Annotated in this window: 18 protein-coding genes; 12 read left to right on the top strand and 6 right to left on the bottom strand. The window is 65.3% G+C overall.

The features are described from left to right. Nucleotides 1–201: 201 nt before the first annotated feature. Genes AAHM44_RS10760 through AAHM44_RS10745 form a run of 4 tightly spaced genes read left to right on the top strand, consistent with a single transcriptional unit; the run spans nucleotide 202 to nucleotide 6589 of the window. The gene (locus AAHM44_RS10760) at nucleotides 202–939 is read left to right on the top strand and encodes an RNA polymerase sigma factor (protein ID WP_269574165.1); all 738 of its coding nucleotides are present in this window, start codon (nucleotides 202–204) and stop codon (nucleotides 937–939) included. Continuing rightward, nucleotides 936–1946, top strand: a complete 1011-nt coding sequence (locus AAHM44_RS10755; RefSeq protein WP_269574166.1) for a FecR family protein — start codon at nucleotides 936–938, stop codon at nucleotides 1944–1946. The genes AAHM44_RS10760 and AAHM44_RS10755 overlap by 4 nt, the downstream gene beginning before the upstream one ends. Nucleotides 1947–2003: 57 nt before the next feature. Next, complete coding sequence (locus tag AAHM44_RS10750; RefSeq protein WP_342249972.1) at nucleotides 2004–4922, top strand: TonB-dependent receptor; 2919 nt, start codon at nucleotides 2004–2006, stop codon at nucleotides 4920–4922. Nucleotides 4923–4942: 20 nt separating this feature from the next. Then, a complete protein-coding gene (locus AAHM44_RS10745) occupies nucleotides 4943–6589 on the top strand; it encodes an FAD-dependent oxidoreductase (protein ID WP_342249971.1) in 1647 nt (548 codons plus the stop codon). Nucleotides 6590–6837: 248 nt separating this feature from the next. On the opposite strand, the gene AAHM44_RS10740 is transcribed toward AAHM44_RS10745, so the two are convergent. From AAHM44_RS10740 to AAHM44_RS10720, 5 genes are all read right to left on the bottom strand, one after another. Then, nucleotides 6838–7293, bottom strand: a complete 456-nt coding sequence (locus AAHM44_RS10740) for a (R)-mandelonitrile lyase (RefSeq protein ID WP_342249970.1) — start codon at nucleotides 7291–7293, stop codon at nucleotides 6838–6840. Between the two features lie 56 nt (nucleotides 7294–7349). Further along, on the bottom strand, nucleotides 7350–7772 hold the full coding sequence (locus AAHM44_RS10735; RefSeq protein WP_342249969.1) for a carboxymuconolactone decarboxylase family protein: 423 nt from the start codon (nucleotides 7770–7772) through the stop codon (nucleotides 7350–7352). Then, entirely contained in the window at nucleotides 7769–8842 is a 1074-nt protein-coding gene (locus tag AAHM44_RS10730; RefSeq protein ID WP_342249968.1) for an alpha/beta hydrolase, read from the bottom strand. Before AAHM44_RS10730 ends, AAHM44_RS10735 begins: the two co-directional genes overlap by 4 nt. Before the next feature lie 94 nt (nucleotides 8843–8936). Further along, nucleotides 8937–10028, bottom strand: a complete 1092-nt coding sequence (locus AAHM44_RS10725; RefSeq protein WP_342249967.1) for an alpha/beta hydrolase — start codon at nucleotides 10026–10028, stop codon at nucleotides 8937–8939. Between the two features lie 84 nt (nucleotides 10029–10112). Next, nucleotides 10113–10970, bottom strand: coding sequence for an aldo/keto reductase (locus AAHM44_RS10720; protein WP_342249966.1), 858 nt, complete (start codon nucleotides 10968–10970; stop codon nucleotides 10113–10115). A 193-nt stretch (nucleotides 10971–11163) separates the two neighbouring features. Here AAHM44_RS10720 and AAHM44_RS10715 point away from each other — a divergent pair, with 193 nt between their 5' ends. From AAHM44_RS10715 to AAHM44_RS10680, 8 genes are all read left to right on the top strand, one after another. Then, the gene (locus AAHM44_RS10715; RefSeq protein WP_269574173.1) at nucleotides 11164–12057 is read left to right on the top strand and encodes a LysR family transcriptional regulator; all 894 of its coding nucleotides are present in this window, start codon (nucleotides 11164–11166) and stop codon (nucleotides 12055–12057) included. Between the two features lie 341 nt (nucleotides 12058–12398). Continuing rightward, complete coding sequence (locus AAHM44_RS10710) at nucleotides 12399–12959, top strand: TetR/AcrR family transcriptional regulator (RefSeq protein ID WP_342249965.1); 561 nt, start codon at nucleotides 12399–12401, stop codon at nucleotides 12957–12959. A 20-nt stretch (nucleotides 12960–12979) separates the two neighbouring features. Then, nucleotides 12980–13981 carry a 3-oxoacyl-[acyl-carrier-protein] synthase III C-terminal domain-containing protein gene (locus AAHM44_RS10705; protein ID WP_342249964.1) on the top strand — a complete coding sequence of 334 codons (1002 nt, stop codon included), beginning with the start codon at nucleotides 12980–12982 and terminating at the stop codon, nucleotides 13979–13981. Further along, on the top strand, nucleotides 13978–14958 hold the full coding sequence (locus AAHM44_RS10700) for an NAD-dependent epimerase/dehydratase family protein (protein ID WP_342249963.1): 981 nt from the start codon (nucleotides 13978–13980) through the stop codon (nucleotides 14956–14958). The genes AAHM44_RS10705 and AAHM44_RS10700 overlap by 4 nt, the downstream gene beginning before the upstream one ends. Beyond that, nucleotides 14951–15787, top strand: a complete 837-nt coding sequence (locus AAHM44_RS10695; protein WP_342249962.1) for an MBL fold metallo-hydrolase — start codon at nucleotides 14951–14953, stop codon at nucleotides 15785–15787. The genes AAHM44_RS10700 and AAHM44_RS10695 overlap by 8 nt, the downstream gene beginning before the upstream one ends. Further along, nucleotides 15784–16917 carry a hypothetical protein gene (locus AAHM44_RS10690; RefSeq protein ID WP_342249961.1) on the top strand — a complete coding sequence of 378 codons (1134 nt, stop codon included), beginning with the start codon at nucleotides 15784–15786 and terminating at the stop codon, nucleotides 16915–16917. The genes AAHM44_RS10695 and AAHM44_RS10690 overlap by 4 nt, the downstream gene beginning before the upstream one ends. Then, a complete protein-coding gene (locus AAHM44_RS10685) occupies nucleotides 16914–18041 on the top strand; it encodes a hypothetical protein (RefSeq protein WP_342249960.1) in 1128 nt (375 codons plus the stop codon). Before AAHM44_RS10690 ends, AAHM44_RS10685 begins: the two co-directional genes overlap by 4 nt. Continuing rightward, nucleotides 18038–19039 carry a Rieske 2Fe-2S domain-containing protein gene (locus tag AAHM44_RS10680; protein ID WP_342249959.1) on the top strand — a complete coding sequence of 334 codons (1002 nt, stop codon included), beginning with the start codon at nucleotides 18038–18040 and terminating at the stop codon, nucleotides 19037–19039. Before AAHM44_RS10685 ends, AAHM44_RS10680 begins: the two co-directional genes overlap by 4 nt. Here AAHM44_RS10680 and AAHM44_RS10675 read toward each other — a convergent pair. Next, the gene (locus tag AAHM44_RS10675) at nucleotides 19030–20298 is read right to left on the bottom strand and encodes a F390 synthetase-related protein (RefSeq protein ID WP_342249958.1); all 1269 of its coding nucleotides are present in this window, start codon (nucleotides 20296–20298) and stop codon (nucleotides 19030–19032) included. The two genes, AAHM44_RS10680 and AAHM44_RS10675, sit on opposite strands and share 10 nt — an antisense overlap. Nucleotides 20299–20364: the final 66 nt, after the last annotated feature.

Genomic DNA, 20364 nt, shown 5'->3' with positions numbered 1-20364 from the left:
TTCTCATCACCCTGTTCACGCCTGGCGTTCGCAGGAGTATCGCTGCAAAGCGGCAGGAGCGCCGCGTAAACGCTGTTGTCGAGGCCGCATTGCGTCCCTGTATTGCCATCGAAATTGCTGACCTCTTCGCGGATCGCCCGGAGGCCGTCGAGGCGCCCTTGAGTGATGGTTAAATCGTAAGAGACGGTGCGGTCGGAATTCATGACGTTCCTGCCGCACTTCATCTGCGGCGGCCTGCAGCATGTCCGCGTGTCCGATTTGCCCGAATGTCATCGGCATACGTTTTTTGAGTTACAGTTCCGCTCGCCAGGATTGTCTGAGGTCAGCAGAGCTGCCGCGATCCGTGGCAACGATCGGATTGAGCAATTGGACAGGGATAAGGCGGTCCGAACCTGGTTCTGTGAGGAGGTGCTTCCCCTTGAAGGGGCGCTGCTGCGCTTCATAAAAAGAAACTGGCCTAGCACGGACGATGCGACCGATCTGATGCATGACGTCTACGAGCTTGCAATCACCGGCGCCCGGAATGCTATTCCACACAATACGGCGGGGTTTCTGTTCACCGTCGCGCGCAATCACCTGATCAACCGTGCAAAGCGCGCCCGCATCGTTTCGTTCGAGCTTGTGGCAGACCTCGAGACCATTGCGCCGGAGATCGACATATTCGAAGCAGAGCGTCAGTTGCATGCGCGTGACGCACTGCGCAGAGTGCAGGCAGGCATTGAGAAACTGTCGCCGCGCGTCAGGGAGATCGTGCTGCTGCGCAAGGTCGAAGGGCTCGACGTCGCTGAAACGTCGCAACGGCTCGGGATCGGAAAGGATGCGGTCAATCACCAGCTTGCGATGGGGATGAAAGCGCTGGCCGACCACATGCTTGGGGGCGCGGGCAAGATCGTCAGGCGCAGATATCCGGCGCAACGGGCGAAGAGGGGCGAGTCGTGAGCGACGCCGGTTCAGCCAGAGACCGCGCCGCCCGCTGGATTCTCGCGCGCGAGCAGCAGGGTTGGTCCGATACAGACCAGGCGGCACTAGATGCGTGGCTCGAGGAATCCGACCTGAACAAGGCGGCCTATTGGCGCCTCGAGCACAGCTGGAGACAGGCCGATCGCATTGCTGCACTTCGAGATGGCAGTCCTGCGGTGGCGGCTAAGCGTGGACACGCTTTTCGGATAAAGCCCCGGGTCTTGAGCGGCTTGATTGGCCTCGCTGCCTCGCTGGTCGCGATCATAGGCGTGGTCGTTCATGACGGACATCGGAGAAACGCCGAAACCGGCAGCGTAGCTGCCGCTACCTTCACGACGGATGTGGGCGGCCACCGACTGGTCGGGCTCGCCGATGGCAGCCGCGTCGAACTGAATACCGATACCCGGGTCAGGACCGCGGTGGGCGGCGGCGGCCGTGCGGTGTGGCTGGATAAGGGCGAGGCATTTTTCGAAGTGGCGCACCGTGATGGGCTGCCGTTCGTGGTGCACGCCGGGTCCCGTGAAATCACCGTGCTGGGTACCAAATTTTCAGTCCGGCGGGTTGGTGGCAAGGTGGTGGTCTGGGTGCGCGAGGGGCGTGTGCGCGTCGATACTGCGGAACATGCCAGCGCGGCTCGCTCGGCGATAGTTACCGCCGGCGGCGTTGCGCTCAGCGATGGTGCGGCAACGCTGGTGACTGCAGCATCACCGGAACGCCTGGATCAGGCTCTGGCCTGGCGCGAAGGCATGCTGGGCTTCGATCACGAACGGCTTGGCGACATTGCCCTCGAGTTCAACCGCTATAATCGCAAGAAGATCGTCATCGCCGATCCGGCCGCCGCGAACATCCGTATCGGCGGCACTTTCCCGGCGTCGGAGCCGCGCGCGTTCGCACGGTTGCTCCGCGATGCCTATGGGCTCGAAATCGCGGAAACGGACGTGGAAATCAAAATTCAGAAAACTGCATTACAGCCGGCCGATCGTTGATTGTCCTAATCCCTGGAGACGGGCGGCTATGGAGCACCCGCACAAAAGGGGAAGAGGATGAGGTCCACCAGCCTCGCTGCGGCGCTTGCCGCCAGCACCTGCATGTTCGCGATTGCGGCGCCGGCTCAGGCGCAACAGCGAAACTTCGACATCCGGCCAGGCACCCTGAAGGCTGCTCTGGACGCATTCGCACGACAATCGGGCAGGCCGGTGATCTACCGTGTCGAGGACGTCGCCGGCTTGAACAGCGCCGGATTTCGAGGTGCTGCCTCTTCCGAAGATGCTCTGGCTGCGTTGCTGCGCGGCACGGGGTTCGGCAGCCGGAATGGCGAGGCTGGCGCGATCGCAATCGTGCGCGTGGGAAACGGACAGGCCGCAGGCGCTAGTTCGCCTTCCGGGGAGAGCTCCCAGGTCGAGGCATCGCCGGATGCACCCGAACAGGCAATCGTTGTAACCGGAATTCGTGGGTCGCTGCAGCAGTCGATCAATGTGAAGCGCCGTGCCGACAGCATCGTCGACGTTATCACCGCGCAGGACATCGGCAAGCTACCCGACCAGAATGTCGCAGAATCGCTGAGCCGCGTCACTGGCGTGCAGATCAGCCGGCGCGAAGGCGATGGCTCCACCTTCACGATCCGCGGCATTTCGCAGAACCGGCTGGAAATCAACGGCCGCAATTTCATCGGTCCGGGCAATGGCGGCAACGCGGCGCTGGAGACGATCAGCCCCGAAATCCTCTCCTCGATCGTCGTCGTGAAATCGCCGACCGCGGATATGCCGGAGGGCGCCCTCGGCGCGACAGTCAACCTGCGGACCAAGCGGCCACTGGAACTAGCCGATCTTGTCGTCGCGGGAAGACTTCAGGGCGCCTATGCCGACCAGGCCGACCATGTCGGCTATCGCGGGTCGGCTCTGGTCTCCACCAGGCTCGGTGACCGGTTCGGCCTGCTTGCCAGCGTCGCTTATTCAGACACCAAGACACTGGGTTACACCTTCGACAGTGGCGGCTGGACCCAGACCGGCGCCATCGACGGCAATGGCGACGGCATCGACGATCCCGGGCTCTTTCGGCCGAACCGTTTCATGGCGCGCGTATTCGACCGCACCGAGAAAAGGCTGACGCTCAATGGCACCGCGCAGTGGCGGCCGACGGACGAACTGGAAGTCATCCTCGACGCCACCTACAATCACCTCAAGCGTCGGCGGAACAGCGTCAACTACCAGGTGCTGTTCAACAATAATGACACGGCCGCCACGGTGAACGAAAAGGGCACCGTGGTTGCGGGCACCTTCACCGGCGTGACCGTCCGCCCGCTGATCTATGACGAACCGACCGACCTGAAATCGACGCTACTCGGCGGATCGGTGAAATGGGAAAATGATCGGGCACGCGTCACCCTCGACATGTCCTACAGCCGCGGCAAGGGCAGCGATGGTGGTCCGGGCGCGTCCTTCGCCTATGTTGTGGTTCCGCGCGCCGGGAACGTGGCGAATGCCAGCTATGACTTTCGCGGCGGCAATGCCGTGCCGGACCTGTCGATATCGGCCAACTTCAACCCGAACGATCCCGCGCAGTATCAGCTGCTGTCGATCTTCGACTATGACGCCGTCACCGACAACAGGGGCTATGACGCGCGTCTCGACTGGAAGTACAAGACGGAGTGGGGCATCCTTGCCTCGGTCGAGACGGGCATGCGCTACGAGCGCGTCGAACTGCTCGCGGCCGACCCGCAAAACCTGCCCGTGGCCGCGAGCCTGTTGAGCAGGGGGGATCGCAACGGCGACGGCATCCTGACTGTCGATGAGCTTCCGGGCCTGAGCTATGGCAAAGACTATGGCGCGTTCTTTCCGGGCGTCGCCGGAAACTTCCCGCGCGATCTGCTTGGTGGCGAGCTCGACAAGCAGGCCGCCCGTGAAGGGCTGGGGCTGGCGGCCCCCAATCCCTATGACACCAGCATCACGGTGGGGCCGACCTCGATCAAGGATGTGACGCAGGAGACGCTCGGCGCCTATGTGAAGGCGAATTTCGAGGGTGCGCTGGGCGCTATCGACTATACCGGCAACGCCGGCGTCCGATACATCGAGACTGCACGCTCCACGCTGGGCTATCTGTCGGCGACCCAGACTAACGTCATCAAATCGGATTTCGGCTACTGGCTGCCGAGCGCCAATCTGGCGGTCAACTTCAACAAGGATCTTACCCTGAGGCTAGCCGCCGCCAAGGTGGTATCGCGACCCAGCCTCAATCAGGTCAGCGCCAGCTTCGTTCCCAATACCGTCTCGATGACCGGATCACGCGGCAATCCGGGCCTGCGGCCGTTCGAGGCCATGCAGGCCGATGCGACGCTGGAATGGTACTTTGCGCAGGCGAGTTCGCTGACCGGCGCGGTTTTCTACAAGAAGGTCGATTCTTTCACTGTCAACACGGTCAGCCGCGAGTTCGTGCCCGGCTTCTCGGAGCGTTTCGGGCTGTTCGATATCTCGCAGCCCCAGAATGGCGAAGATGGCAGCATCAAGGGGTTCGAACTCGCCTATCAACAGGCCCTGCGCTTCCTGCCCGCGCCCTTCAACGGTCTCGGTGTCCAAGCCAACTATACCTATGTCGACAGCCGCACACCGCTCCGGGACGCGATTACCGGCGCGCGCCTGCCGCTTCCGGGGCTCTCCCGCGACAGCTTCACGCTGATCGGCTATTTCGAGGACAAGACCTTCTCGGTGCGGGCGGCCTATACCTATCGCAGCGAGTATCTGAACAGCGTCGGCGGCGCGGCGAGTGGCGGCAACAACTATGTCAACGGGCGCGGGCAGCTGGATGCGTCGGTGCAGGTCAATCTTACTCCCAACCTGCGTCTGACGCTCGAGGGGATCAATCTTACCAAGGAAATCGACTCCCAATATCTGGGCGAGCCCGATCGGCTGACCTTCTCCGCGCGTGAGGACCGCCGCATCTTCTTCGGCCTGGCCGCGAGCTTCTGAGCAGAGACGAAAGGGAAAACATGATCGAGCGCACGCTCTGCCGCGCCTTGGCAGTCGCCTGTATCGTCCCTGTCACCTTGGGTACGGGCGTACCGAATGCGATGGCTGCGCCAAATCGCGCTGACATAGTCATCTATGGCTGCACTTCGGGAGGTGTGATCGCCGCCATCGAAGCGCGGCGCCTGGGGCGATCCGTCCTGCTGGTATGTCGCGAAGACTATCTCGGGGGCATGTCCACCAATGGTCTGGGATGGTCGGATACCGGCAATCATCGCGCGATCGGCGGCCTGTCACTCGAATTCTATCGCAAGGTGAAGCGCTATTATGACGACCCAAAGATGTGGGTGCACGCGCCCAGGCCGGTTCGCGCCGAGAATTTCGTCGATGGAGAGGCGATGTGGCAGTTCGAACCCAGGGTCGGCGAGCGGATCTACGAGGATTGGGCGCGTGCGACGGGAGTGACGATCGTCCGCAACCAGCCGCTCGATCGCTCCAGGCTGGGAGTCCAGGTCGCGAACCGGCGCATCGTCGCTTTCCGTTCGAGGACGGGGCAGAGGTTCGAAGGCAAGGTCTTCATCGACGCCACCTATGAAGGAGACCTGATGGCAGGTGCCGGTGTCCGGTTCGCGGTCGGCCGGGAAGCCAATGCGACCTATGGCGAGACGCTGAATGGCGTGCAGTTGAAGAACACGACCAACCACCAGTTCACGCTCGACATAGATCCCTACCGGGTTGCCGGTGATCGCTCGAGCGGGTTGCTGCCGCGGATCAGCGCTGAGAGCCCGGCGCCTGACGGGACAGCCGACGCCAGGATCCAGGCTTACACCTACCGGATGTGCCTCACCGACGTGCCGGCCAATCGGGTGCCCTTTTCCAGGCCCCAGGGCTATGACGCCGGCCAGTATGCGCTCCTCAAGCGCTATATGGATGCGGGTTACCGCGACTTCTTCCGCAAGTTCGACCGGATCCCGAATGGCAAGACCGACACGAACAACTTCGGCGCCTTCTCCTTCGACAATATCGGGATGAACTATGGCTATCCCGAGGGCAGTGACGCCGAGCGACGCGAGATCGCGCGCGAGCACAGGGTCTATCAGCAGGGGCTGCTCTGGTTCATGGCGAATGATCCCGGAGTACCGGCGGAGACGCGTGCGGAGATGTCGAAATGGGGCCTCTGCAAGGACGAGTTCGCGCGCAATGGCCACTGGCCCCGGGAAATGTACGTGCGCGAGGCGCGCCGCATGGTGTCCGACTTCGTGATGGCGGAGCCCCACCTGCGAGGTACCCGCCCGACGCCGCGACCGATCGGGATGGGCTCCTACAACATGGACTCGCACAATGTGCAGCGGATCGTCGATATGCACGGCTTCGTCCGCAACGAAGGCAATATCGAGGTGAGCCCCGGCCGGGCCTATCCGATAAGCTATGACGCGATCGTCCCGCGCAGGAGCGAGGTCACGAATCTGCTCGTACCTGTGGCACTATCGGCGTCGCATATCGCTTATGGATCGATCCGGATGGAGCCGGTCTTCATGATCCTGGGCCAGTCCGCATCGGTCGCTGCCTCGATCGCGATCGACGACCGGTTGCCGGTGCAGGACATCGATTACGCGAAACTTCGCGGGCAACTGATAAAGGAGGGGCAGACCCTTGAGCTCGCCCAATAGTCTGCAGGCATGGTTCCGCCCATCTGGCTTTGATGCTGGTGGGATTCCCAATCTGCGGGATCATCGGTGGCTTTCCGCGGCCTTCAACCAGCAGGCGGCGGTCATTGCGGACTTTGACATCTGAAGGCCCCGGAAGCGGTTTACTGGCGACTATAGTCGGAACATAGACTTCCGGACCTGGGGTGCCGTGTGCCGACGAGCGATTGCGATGGTCGTCCGTCAATTGCAAAGGCGCCGTTGCTGGAAACTCATGGTGCTCCGTTGCCCAGACTCACGGCGTCGGCATATTGAGTGTCACTGACCTTTTCCATCCAAGTGACCGAGCGATTGCTCCTGGTTTCGGCGATGGCAACGTGAGTCATGGGCTCGGCCGCCGAGGCGCCGTGCCAGTGCTTTGTCCCCGGCGGAATCCAGATCACGTCTCCGGGGCCGATAGCCCGCGCGGAATGCTGCCATTCCTGTACGAAACCATGTCCTTGGAGGACGATCAGCGTCTGCCCTAGTGGGTGGGTGTGCCAGGCAGTCCGTGCGCTCGGTTCGAACATGACGGTCGCTCCGCCAACGCGCGCCGGAGACTCCCGCTGGAAGCGTCCCTGAACCCGAACCCTGCCGGTGAAGTTATCGGGCGATCCCTCGCTTGAAGGACCAGAGCCCGCCCGGATGACCGAGACGCTTTCCTGGTTCGGATCATTCGTTCCGGCCATTGCCAATGCCGAGAGCGAGGTCAGCCCGAGGGCGATGAATGTGCATGTCGCCCACCTCATTCTGCGTTGAAAACTTCACGCGCGATGCCGACGGCGGTGATTGCGTTGGGCCAGCCCGCATAGAAGGCGAGTTGTGTGATCGCCTCCACCATTTCAGTCTCCGTGACTCCGTTCCGACGCGCGAGCTGCATGTGCGAGCGCAACTGGTCGGGGCGGTTGAGCGCGATGAGCGCGGCAACCGTGATAAGGCTGCGATCCCGTTTCGCGAGACCGGGGCGCTCCCACACGTCGCCGAGGAGAACGTTATCGGTCAGCTCGGCCAGCTTGGGGGCAATGTCACCCATCAACTGCTGGGCGCGAGACGGCTGCTTGTCGGCCGCCTCGCCGCTGGTTTGCGCGTGCGCCATCGCCGATAGTGTCCCGGTCAGAAGAAGGCTCGCGCCCGCTGTCGCGAGCCTGATTGTGGTGCTGAACTTCATGCCTGGCGCCCCTGGGAGTCCACATCGCTTGCAAGACTGGTGTCGAAGAAAGGCGTGAGCTTGCCCATGGCGGCATCGACATATCGCGGGACCCAATATGTCTCGATGTGCGTGGCACCCTCGATCAGAAACAGCTCCTTTGAGGCGGTGCCGGTTGCCTTTGCGAAGGCGTCGTCGGTCATATAGGCGCTGTCGGCCCTGCTGCCGGCGATCATCAGCAATGGTTGGTCGATGAGCTCGATCTGGTCAGTGGCATCCCACCGCATAAGGTCCATCAGGCTGCTAACCGTATAGGTGCCGCCGGAATTCGGATAGGCGCCCGAATTGGGATGCCCATGGGTCCGCTCGTAATAGACCGCACCCTCGCGGTACATCTCGAAAGGAAGTGCCGCGATCTGGGCATCGGTCAGTGGAGCACCTCCGCCGATATATTGAGACTTGCCGCCCGCCGCTTCCCGGGCGCGCGCGTTCGACGCCTGGCGCAGTCGCTGCTGGATCGTGGCCAGTTGCGAGTCCTGGAAGCCATTGCGGCGCACGCGCCCAGAATTGAACATGCTGATCGTCGCGACGGACTTGAAGCGCTTGTCGACCTTGGCTGCCGCCAGCGAGTAGCCGCCGCCGCCGCAGATCCCGAGCAGGCCGATCCGCTCGGCATCGACGCCAGGGTAGCGGGTGATGAAATCGGCCGCGCCATGGATGTCCTCGGTGCGATATTGCGGCTTGTCGGTGTTGCGCGGCGCGCCGCTGCTCGCGCCCTGGAAGGCGGCATCCATCGTGATCGTGACATAGCCTTGCTCGGCCAGACGCTGCGCATAGAGACCCGCGACCTGCTCCTTCACGCCGCCATTCGGATGCGCGACGACGATCGCGGCATAGGTACGGCGCGGATCGTAGCCCGCCGGCGTGTAGACGTTTGCGGCGATCTCCCGTCCGAGATGCTCATATTTGACGGGGTGGATGTTGACCTTGCCGGGTTCGTTCCCGGTCAGCGCGCCGGCATAGACGAGGGAAAAGGGGTTATCGCGGTAGTCGAGTGGCTGGGCCGCGGGTTCAGCGGATGCGTCGTGCATGAAGGGCACTCCTGTCGAGGCTGAGGCGAGGACGAGCGCGGACACCTCAAGGAATCTGCGCCTGCTCTGATCGATTGTTGGGTTGGCCATGGTCTCAGTCCTCTCGATCCAGCTTCTTCTCGGCCAGGAATCGCGAGATCTGGTCCGCGATCTGAACATTGTTCAGGTCCGACATCATGAAGTGCGTGTTGCCGCGGATGCCGATCTCCGGGAGGTGTACTACCCGCGCATCGCCGCCGTGCCGGTTTATCGCCGCGACCCAGAGCTTCGCCATCGCGAGACGGACGCGCCAGTTGTCACGCCCGCGCTCAGCGGTCGGCGAGGTCGGGATATTGTCCCCGTAATAGATCACGATCGGGATGCGCGTGAGCTTCGCGAAATCTTCAGCTGAGACGGCCTGCGGCTTGAGCGTGCCGGCCACACTGGGCATTTCGGGCGGCAGTTCCGATTTCGGGAAGACGAACCCGCTTCCCGGCTCGATTGCAACGACAGCCTTGACGTTCGCGCTCTTGATCGCCGTTAGCCAGCCTGGCTCGCCGCCCTGCGAATGCGAGAACAATATTGCTGGGCCTGTCCTGTCGAAGAGTGCCGCCATGGCCCTCGCAATCACCTGAGCATCATATGGGCCAGTGTTTGGCGTCAGCGATCGGAAGAACTGATCCATTGCTTCGGGGCCGCGCGCGGCCTGCACGCCGTCGAAGTAGTTCGGCCAAGCACCGAAACGGAACTGATCGAAAAAGAGCTGATCGTTAGGCGTCGGCTCGATGGCCGTTGCGACCATACTGGCGCCGGCGCGACCGCGCCGAGGTTGGTCGACCAGATAGACGGGGAAGCGTCGGCGCAGGAAGATCGTCTGGAAACCCTCCCGGCCGTCGGGCGTCGTCTCCCAGCTTCGGCCCGATACATAGGCGCCGTGCAACATGACGATCGGCAAGGCACGCCGCCGCACCGGGACCTGGTAGAAGGCGTAGAGGTGATCGCCATGGAAGCTTTGGCCCTGGGTGGTCGGGGCGTTGTTCACGAAGGTCCCGGGCGCCTGTGATACCGTCTCGCCGACTGCAAAGCTGCCCTGCTGCTGGATGACCAACGGCTCGGCCGGGCCATTCGCGGCTGGGCTTGCACCGGCCGGCGCGTTGGTGCCGCACCCCAGAAGCAGGATAGCGAGAGACCCTTTCCAGAAGTTCACGAGCAATTCCCTTCGAGTTGGCGGGCGGTTCGTGGCGATGTGCGTGTCACGCCCCGAGGATCGGAGCGATGGAGCTAAGCGGACTCAGAGCTTGCGCGTGCCGAGCCACTTCACCATCGCGGGATCGCGGTGGTCGAAGAAGCTGCTCGCCTTCTGGTCGAGCGCACCGATGCGGGCGATGTCCTCGGCATCGAACGCGAAGTCGAAGATCGCGAAGTTCTCGGCCATGCGCTCCTTGCGTACCGATTTGGGGATCGCGACGATGCCGCGCTGGATCAGCCAGTGCAGCACCACCTGCGCGATGCTCTTGCCGTGCTTATCGCCGATCGCCTGGAGAACCTCGTTGCTGAAAAGGCCGTTCTTGCCTTCCGCGAACGGTCCCCAGGCCTCTGGCTGAACCCCATATTCGCGGAGCAGCGCCTGCGCATCGGCCTGCTGGTGAAAGGGATGGATCTCGATCTGGTTCACCGCGGGCGTGATTTCGTTGTGAAGCACGAAGTCGAGCAGCCGGTCGGGATAGAAGTTGCTGACGCCGATTGCCCGGACGCGTCCAGCCTTGTGCATCTCCTCCATCGCGCGCCAGGCGCCATAGACGTCGCCATAGGGCTGGTGGATCAGCCAGAGGTCGAGATAATCGAGCTGCAGCTTATTGAGGGAGCGTTCCAATGCCGCCTTGGCGCCCTCATAGCTCGCGTCCTCGATCCAGAGTTTGGTCGTGACGAACAACGCTTGGCGGTCGATGCCGTGGTTTCGGATCGCTGCGCCAACCGCTTCCTCGTTCCCGTAGGACGTCGCGGTATCGAGCAGCCGATAGCCAACATCGATCGCATCGGGCACGCTGCGCTCGCATTCGGCGGGATCGGGCACCTGGAAGACGCCAAAACCCAGGATAGGCATCTCGACGCCGTTGTTCAGCGTCACGTTCGGGGGAGTGCTGGTCATGTCTTCTCCTCAATCGGTCAGCGACGGACCAATTGCCCATGGGAGCGGCATAGCACCCGTACTGCGCTCGACGGCGGCGGCTGCTTGTCGCGATGGGAGCTATGTAACCCGAACCGGTTCTACGGATTAGACAGGGCAAATCGCTTGGGTCTATGACTCGGTGTCATGAAACCTGACTTACGGGCGACGAGACATGCGGCGTGAAGAACTGGGCAGCCTGGCGATGTTCCTGGCCGTCGCGGAAGACCGCAGTTTCACCAAGGCAGCCGCCAAGCTCGGCATCTCGCAGTCGGCACTCAGCCATTCTATGCGACGCCTGGAGGCGAGCCTGGGGCTGCGTCTGCTCACCCGAACGACGCGCAGCGTCGCGCCGACCGAGGCAGGCGAGCGGCTGATCGAGACGCTTCGCCCCGCGCTGGACGATATCGACGACAAGCTCGCCGCCCTGACCGAGCTTCGCGATCGTCCGGCAGGCACGGTGCGCATCACGGCGGGATCTCATGCCGCGCGCGCGGTATTGTGGCCGGTCATCGATAGGCTGACCACCGAGAATCCCGACATCAATGTGGAGGTGAGTATCGAAGGCGGGCTCGTCGACATCGTCGCCGAGCGGTTCGATGCCGGCGTCCGGCTTGGCGAAAGGCTCGAGCAGGACATGATCGCGGTCCCGATCAGCCCGAAGCTGCGCATGGCCGCGTTTGGCGCGCCGTCCTATTTCGCTGAGCGCGGAATACCCGGGACGCCCTATGACCTTGCCGCCCACAGCTGCATCAACCTACGCCTGCCTGGGTCCCGGGCCCTGTACGTGTGGGAGTTCGAGCGGGATGGCAAGGAACTCAGGGTCAAGGTCGAGGGTCAGTTCGTGTTCAACGATGTCGACCTCATCATGACCGCCGCGCTCGCCGGCCACGGGATTGCCTTCCTCCTTGAAGATCATGTGACCAGCCATGTCGCGGAGGGGAGGCTTCTCCGCGTCCTGGAGGATTGGTGTGAGCCGTTCGACGGCTATTACCTCTATTATCCCAGCCGGCGGCAACCTTCGCCTGCGTTCAGCCTCTTGTTGAACGCCTTGTGGCATCGCGATTGAATGGTTCCCGGCACCGGCTCATCCCTGGACGTGACGGTAGTTCACAGCCTCCCGTCTCGCCGGCACCGGTGAGAACCTCGATCGCCGCGCTCATCGTGGCGATCGTTCAAACAGGCGCTTGAGGCTGGGATAGAGAATGAAGGGCGATCGCCCGATCTTCACGGTCTCTTCTGGCACGAGGCCGAAGGGAGGGCGCCGCGCCAGCCGAGGGCAGTGCAGCGACAGGCTGGGCGGTCGCCGGATCTGCTCCTGCGCGCAAATCTATTGAACAGTGTAAAGTTCAGGGGCAGGTTGGCCCGGTGGCACGCCGGTCCGATCATACCCGGGACGAGCTCCGGACCATGATAGTCCACGAGGGGCATCGTCAGATTTCAGAAGTCGGCTTTGCGCGGTTCTCCGCGCGCGAGGTGGCGAAGCGGATCGGCTACTCGATCGGCACGGTCTACAATGTGTTCGGCAGCCACGACATGCTGATCGTGGCGATCAATGCGCGCACGCTGGCGCAGTGGCAGGCGCATGTCGAGGCGCGCCTGGCTGCTGCGACCGGTAACCGGCTGCGGGTGCTGGTGGAGGCCTATTTCGAGTTCGCCATCCTGCACCGCCATGCCTGGACGGCGCTATACGATCACCGGCTGCCCGACGATGTCGAAGCACCCGAATATTATCGCGACCATATCCGTTCGCTCACCGGGATCGTGCGCGACGAGATCGCCGCCGCGCTGCCGGCCGAGCGCCGGGACGAAGCGGACGCTCTGACGCGATCGCTGCTGGCAACGGTGCACGGCCATTGCTTCTTCACGCTCAACGGCACCTTCGCGCTGCTCGGCGAAACCGATCCGCTCGACACCGTCCATGCCCGCGTGCTCGAGGCAATTCGTTGCGCCCCCTTTACAAGTAAATAGACACTGTTCAATATATTCGCATGAATGCGACTCGGGGCCTCGGTTTTCGCTTCGCTGGCAGCGGTGTCGCGCTGCCCAGGACTGCCGTTCCCTCCGTGGAAATCGATGCCAGGCTTGGCCGGGATCCAGGCTGGACCGAAGCGAATTTCGCGATCGCCACCCGCTATTGGGCGCGCGGCGACGAAACCAGTTCGTCGCTTGGCGCCGCTGCCGCGTCCGCGGCCTTGGCGGCGGCGAACTGGGATGCCGCCGATCTCGATGTGGTGATCTCGGCATGCGGCGTGATGGAGCAGCCGATTCCGGGCAACGCCCCGCTCATCCAGCGCCGGCTCGGCATCGGCGCGAGCGGCATCGCCGCATTCGACGTCAATGCGACCTGCCTGTCGTTTCTCGTCGCGCTCGACACGCTGTTGATGGGAATGGCGATCGGCAAATGGCGCCGGGGCCTGATCGTTTCGGTCGACATCGCTTCCGCCGCACTCGATTTCGGTTCGCCCGAGTCATCGGTGATCTTCGGCGACGGCGCGGCCGCCGTGGCGATCGAAGCCGACGGCCCCAGCCGCCTGCTTGCCTGCCGGCTCGCGACCTTCGGCGACGGGTCAGAATTGTGCCGGCTTGAATCGGGCGGCACCCGCATGCGCCCGACCGAGGATCTCGATGCCTTCCTGGCGGTATCGAAGTTCCGGATGGACGGTCCCGCATTGTTCGCCGCGACCGCCAAGCGCTTCCCGCGTTTCCTGCGCGACCTGCTCGTCGCCGGCGAGGTGACGGCCGATGCTCTCGATACGATCGTGCCGCACCAGGCAAGCGCGGCGGCGATCGAGCATCTCAAGCGCTCGGTGCCGGGTGGCCATGCCAGGACGGTCGACATCTTCCGGGACCATGGCAACCAGATTGCGGCGGGTATGCCGCATGCGCTCCATGTCGCGCGTGAGCGAGGTCAACTCGCGCCCGGTAGCCACAGCCTGCTGATCGGGACATCGGCTGGCGTATCGCTGGGCGGCGCGGTGATCCGCTGGTGACCCGGCATGCGCTGGTGACCGGAGCGACCGGCGGACTGGGACGCGAACTGGTCGGCCAGTTGCGCGCGGCCGGATATCAGGTGCGCGCGACCGGCCGCGACCGGGCGATCGGTGCCCAGCTCGGAACGGAATTCCTGCCGGCCGATCTGGTCACCGATCCGTTGGCGCCGCTGCTCGGCGGCGTGGATGTGGTGTTCCACCTTGCCGCGCTCTCGTCTCCCTGGGGATCGCGTGCGGCTTTCGAGGCGATCAACATCACCGCGACCCGGCGGCTGGCCGATGCCGCGCGCGCGGCGGGGTGCGAGGGGCTGGTCTACGCTTCCACGCCCTCCATCTACGCCGAACCGCGCGACCGGATCGGCCTGACCGAGGACAGCCCGGTCGGGCCGCGTTTTGCCAATGACTATGCCGCGACCAAATATGCCGCCGAACGACTGGTTCTGGCTGCCGACGCGCCGGGCTTCCGCAGCCTCGCGATCCGCCCGCGCGCGATCGTGGGGCCGCATGACACTGTCCTGCTGCCGCGAATCCTGCGCGCCGGGCGTCGCGGGCGGTTTCCGCTGCCGGGCGGGGGCAGGGCACTGATCGAGCCGACCGATGTGCGCGATGCCGCAGCCGCCTTTGTCGCCGCCGACCGCCGATTGGCGACGGCGGGCGGGCAGGCGATCAACATATCGGGCGGCGATCCGCGGCCGGTGCGCGAACTGCTGGGCCAGCTGTTCGCGCGGATCGGAAGCGCACCGCGCCTGGTGACGGTGCCGACCAGGCTGGCGATGACAATGGCCGGCGCGATGGAACGCGTTGCCGCGCTGCTGCCCGGCAGGCCGGAACCGCCGGTAACGCGTTACAGCGTCATGACCTTCGGCTTCTCGCAGACGATGCGGCTCGATCGCGCGCGCGATCTGCTCGATTGGGTGCCGCGCCACGGGATCGACGCGATGATCGCCCATGCCCTGCCGGAGGCGATCGATGCGTGAGGTCGAGGTCAGGCTGATCCGCGCCGGGCATTGCCTCCACCCGCAGCGCGCAACGATCCGCGACGGCAGCCTGCGCCCGGCGATCTTCCCCGCGCTCTCGATCCTGATCGTCCACCCGCAGGAGGGGCCGATCCTGTTCGATACCGGCTATGACCCGGCATTCTTCGCCGCGACCCGGCCCTTTCCCGAACGCTTTTATCGCTGGCTGACCCCGGCCACGCTGCCGCCGGGCGCGGACGTCGCGAGCCAGTTGCGGCGCTTCGGCTTCGATCCGGGCGATGTCCGCCATCTGGTCCTGTCGCATTTCCACGCCGATCATATCGCGGGCACCCATGCCTTTCCGAATGCCGCGATCCACTGCGCGCGTGCCGGGCTCGACGCGGCATGTTCGAGCGGGCGGGTGAAGGCGTTGCTCGGTGGCGTGCTGCTGGCGTTGCTCCCCGCCGATATCGCGGCGCGCGCGCGCTTCTTCGAGGATGCGCCGCGCGTTGCCCTGCCCGGCGCGTTGCAGCCCTTTGCCGAAGGGGCCGACATATTGGGCGATGGCAGCCTGCTCGCGGTCGAGCTTCCCGGCCATTGCCCGGGGCATTGGGGCATGGTCGTTGCCGACAGCCTGCACGGCGAGCATTTCCTGGTCGCCGATGCCGCCTGGTCGAGCGACGCGATCCGCCGCAACATGCCGCCGCCACGGCTGACCAGCAGCCTGCTGGGCAATGCCGGGCGCGTCGAGCAGACCCTGGCAAAGCTGCATGCGCTCTGGCAGCGCAATCCGGCGATCCGGCTCACGCCTGCGCATTGCCCCGAACGCGCCGCCGAAGCCGAGGCGTGAGCAAGATCCTCATCACCGGCGCGCGCGCGCCGGTCGCGGTTGATCTGGCGCGGTCCTTCGCAGCAGCGGGGCATGAAGTTCACCTGGCCGACTCGATCGCCGGCTGGGCGGCGCGCCTGTCGCGGGCGGTGGCCGCGACGCATCTGCTGCCGCCGCCGCGCAGCGATTTCGCGGGGTTCGCCAGCGCGCTGCGCGACCTGGTGGCGAGGCTCGATCCGGTGGCGATCATCCCGACCTGCGAGGAAGTGTTCTACGTTGCGGCGGCGGGTCTCGGCGATCGCGTGCTGGCGCCGCCGCTTGGGACGCTCCGTACGCTGCATTCGAAGCTGGCTTTCGTCGCGCATGCTCGGGGACTGGGCATAGTGGTGCCCGAAACCTCGCGGATCGAGGCTCGTGCCGAACTTGAGGATTTGCCGGTCGCATTCGAAGAGCTGGTGCTGAAGCCAGATTTCTCCCGCTTCGCGACGGAGACTCTGGTCCGGCCTTCGCGCGCGCAGCTGGCGCTGTTCGATCCGTCCGCCGACCGGGCCTGGGCGGCGCAGCGTTTCGTCGCGGGCGAGGAACTGTGCCTATGGTCCTTCGCCCGGGCGGGGCGGTTGGTTACCGCGGTCGTGTATCGCCCGGTCTGGCGGCACGGCAAGGCGGCGTCCTATGCGTTTGAGGCCGTCGATTGCCCGGCGGCGATCGAAGTCGCGCGCATGCTGGCTGCGGCAAACGAGCTGACCGGGCACCTCTCGCTCGACCTGATCCTCACGCCGGAGGGCGTGGCGGTGCCGATCGAGTGCAATCCGCGTGCGGTTAGCGGAGTGCATCTGTTCGATGCGCGGCCGGAACTCGCGGATGCGATGCTCGGCCGGGGCGAGGCGCAGCCCATTAAGGGCTTGCGCTATCTCGGTCCGGCGATGGCCTTGCTAGGGCTGCCGGCTGCGATCGGGGGCGGGCGGCTTGGCCAGTTGGCGCGCGACGTCAGGCTCGGCCACGATGCGGTGGGGCGGCCGGGCGATCGCCGCCCGGTTATCGGTGCGATGCTCGATGCCGCGCGTTTCGCCAGACGAGCGCTGCTGTCGCGCGGGAGTGCGGCGGGCGCGACCACGACCGACATCGAATGGAATGGTGAGCCGATCGCATGATCCTGTTCGATCCGCTCGACCCGCCGCCGGGCGCGTGGCCGGCCGGCTGCGATTCGCGTGCCTATATCGAAGGCATCGCGCGGGCGGGCGTGGGCGCGATGATCCCCAACGTCGCCACGCGCTGGATGGCGCTTCGCGCGGGCGAGCGCGTCTATCCGGTGACGATCAATGAAGGCGGGGTGGGAGGCAGCTATGTCTGTCTGCCGCACAGCGCCTATATCCTCTACGCGCGGGCCGAGCTCGACATCGTCGATACCGGGTGGCTGCGACCGCTGCTGCGCGCGATGATCGCTGCCGCCGATCGGCTGTTGCGCTGGGGGCAGGTCAATCGCGTCCTCCATATCGACAACTGGATGCTGTCGACCAACCTGCACGGCGACTGGCAGGGCGACGATCTCCCGGCGATCCGCGCCTTCCTGGCCGAGCGTTTTCCGGCCCATGCCATCGCGGTCCGCTCGGTGGACGGCTGGTCCTCGCCGGCCCTGCTCGACGCGGCGCGGAGTGACGGCTGGCGGTTGCTCGCCAGTCGCCAGATCTGGGTGACCGGCGACCTCGAAACGCAGTGGCGCGCGCGGCGGAATACCGGGCACGACTTCCGCCTGCTTCGCCGCAGCGGGCTGGCGATCGACGAGTTCGCGGTTATGACCGAAGCCGACGCGGCGCGGATCGCCGAGCTCTACCATCTGCTCTATGTCGGCAAATATTCGCCGCTGAACCCGATCTTCTCGCCGGATTGGATCCTGATGACCTGGCGGGAGGGCATCCTGCGGTATCGTGGGGCACGCGACGCGCAGGGCACGCTGCTGGCGGTGACGGGCGCCCTGGTGCGGGGCGATGTCCTGACCCCGCCGATCGTCGGCTACGACACCGCCCGGCCGCGGCGAGAAGGCCTGTACCGCATTGCCACGCTCCTGTTCACCTCGATGGCGCACGAGAAGGGCATTCGGCTCAACGGCTCGGCCGGTGCCGCGCAGTTCAAGCGCAACCGCGGTGCCACCGGGGTGATCGAATATACTGCGGTCGCCGCCGGCCATCTGCCCTGGCGACGGCGCGCCGTGCTGGGGTTGATGCAGGCCGCGCTCGATCGGCTGGCAGTTCCGTTGATGAGGAGGCGAGGGCTATGAGCGACGCATGGCCGGTGGCGATTGCGCAGGGCTGGCATCCGTTGGCGGCATTGGACGCGCTCGGCAGCAAGCCGGTGGCGCGGCGGCTGATGGGCACGCCGGTCGTGCTGTTCCTGAGCGCGGGCAAGCCCGTCGTCATGCTCGATCGCTGCCCGCACCGCGCGCTCAAGCTTTCCGACGGCTGCGTGCAGGGCGGCACGATCGCCTGCCCCTATCACGGCTGGCGCTTCGGCGCGGACGGCCGCTGCGTCGAGGTCCCCGGCTCCGATGCGGTGCCGGCGGTCTCCGCACGGGTCCTGCCGGTCGAGATCCGCGCCGGGCTGGTCTGGACCTGCCTGGCCGAGACCCCGCCGCCATTCCCTCGCCTGCCTGCGCTGCTCGACGATCCGGCGCTCGACCATTTTCGCTGGCTGGTCGCGCCCAGCCGGATGCGGTTGCTCGACGGGATCGAGAACATGCTCGACGCCTCGCACCCGCATTATGTCCATCCCTGGTTCCTGCGCGGTACCGGCAAGCGCCGGGCGATGCGGGTGGAGGTGTCGCTCGGGCCCGATGGCGCGCAAGCCGTCTATCACGAGAACGCCCGTGCCGAGGGCATCATGCCGCGCCTGCTGGAGGGCAAGAGGACGGTGTCGATCGGGCGCTATTTCCCGCCGACGATCGGCCAGCTCGAATTCCGCACCGACCGCGGCCTGAGTGTCTCGCTGACCGCGATCTTCGTGCCGGAGGACACGGATCTGGTGCGCCCCTATGCGCTGTTCTCCACTCGCCGGGGCATCGCGCCCAACTGGCTCAAGCGCTGGGTGCTCAAGGCGTTCAACCTGCCGCTGCTGCGCCAGGACCAGCGAGTGCTGGCCGACCAGGTCGAGGCGCTGAAGGACTGGGGCGCGGTCGATTTCGCGATCGGCCCGGCCGATCTGATCGGGCCGACGGTGTGGCGGCTGGCCAATGGCAGGCCGCAGGCGGTCGAGCAGCGCGAGGCGATACTCTACCTCTGACGCCACTCCCGCCGGACGCGGCGCAGCTTCCGGTCGAAATCCACTGTCAGCCCGCGGGTGATCGCGATCTCTGGCCGCACCACGCCGGCACGATCGAACAAGCCTGCCAGCGAGGCGGACACTCGCGCGTCGCTCTCCGGCGGGAGTATGGGGTCAAGCGCGACGCTGATCCGGTCCTCCGCGGTCTGGACGATGCGGAAGTCGGTGATCGCCCGATCGGCATCGACAACGGCGTTGCGCAGCACGTCGGGCGTGATCATGCGCCACTGCCCGCCGGCATCCTGCAGCTCGAACACGTCATCCTGCCGCCCTTCGATCCGCGCGACGGCCTGTAGCGGCGAGCCGCAGGCGCAGCGTTCGTCGGAAAGGACCAGCAGGTCGTTCATCCGGTATCGCGCCATGATCTGGGTCCGCCGCGTGAAATCGGTGATCAGCGGCGTCACCAGTCCGCTGTCCCCCGATGGCTGCCACTCGAACCGCACCGCATCCTCGGCAAGATGCAGCGTGCCGTGCGGACAGGCGACGCCGAACAGCCCTTCGGTCGCCATGTAGATCTCACGCACCCTGGCGCCGGTCGCAGCCTCGATCACCGCGCGGTCCAGCGGATCGAGCACTTCCGCGCCGCTGAACAGGTTGTGCGCGGTCAGCCGGCCGCTCTCCGCCAACCTCCGCAGCACCTTGGGCGGCGCCACGATCGTGTCGGGCGCGAAGGCGGCGAGCTGGTCGGCCCAGCCATCGACCCCCAGCGCCAGGTCGAAGAAGCGCAGGCTGATCCGCCGCCCCCGTTCGGCCGAGCGATAGAGCGTCGAGAAGCCGGGCAGGGCAAGCGCGACACGGTGCCGCCGCCACAGCACATCGGGAAGCGCCTTGGCGAGAATCGTTCCCAGCCAGACGAAGCGTTCGGCTTCGCTGATGACGTAATAGCCGCGATTCCCGCTCGTCCCGGTGCTTTGCCCGATCGGATGGCCCCGCACCCGATCCGCGCCCGCATCGAGGGCCGAGCGGATTTCGTCCGCCGTGATGCGGGGGCGGTTATAGGCGGCGAAATCGGCGGTCAGGATCGCCTTGTCCATCACCGGCAGTTCCTCGAGGCGGCGAACCGGCTCCTCCGCAAAGGCATCGACGCGCGGCACCGCGGCCTTCATCCAGCTGGCAAGCCTCGCGGCCTGCCAGCGTCGCACGTCGTCAGGCGTTGCCAGCCGCCGGGCCAGCCGGCGCGTGCGCACGAAAGCGGAGACGGCGCTCATCACAGCAAGCATGGCGCCAGTGTAGATATCGCCATGGCCGCGTCCACTGCGACGGCGCAGATTTGCGGGAGTCCGAAG

The organism is Sphingomonas sp. OTU376 (genome assembly GCF_038440415.1).
GTDB classification, from domain to species: Bacteria; Pseudomonadota; Alphaproteobacteria; order Sphingomonadales; family Sphingomonadaceae; genus Sphingomonas; species Sphingomonas kyeonggiensis_A.
Note: the sequence above shows the minus strand (reverse complement) of the source record. Positions and strands in the feature narration are given on the sequence as shown.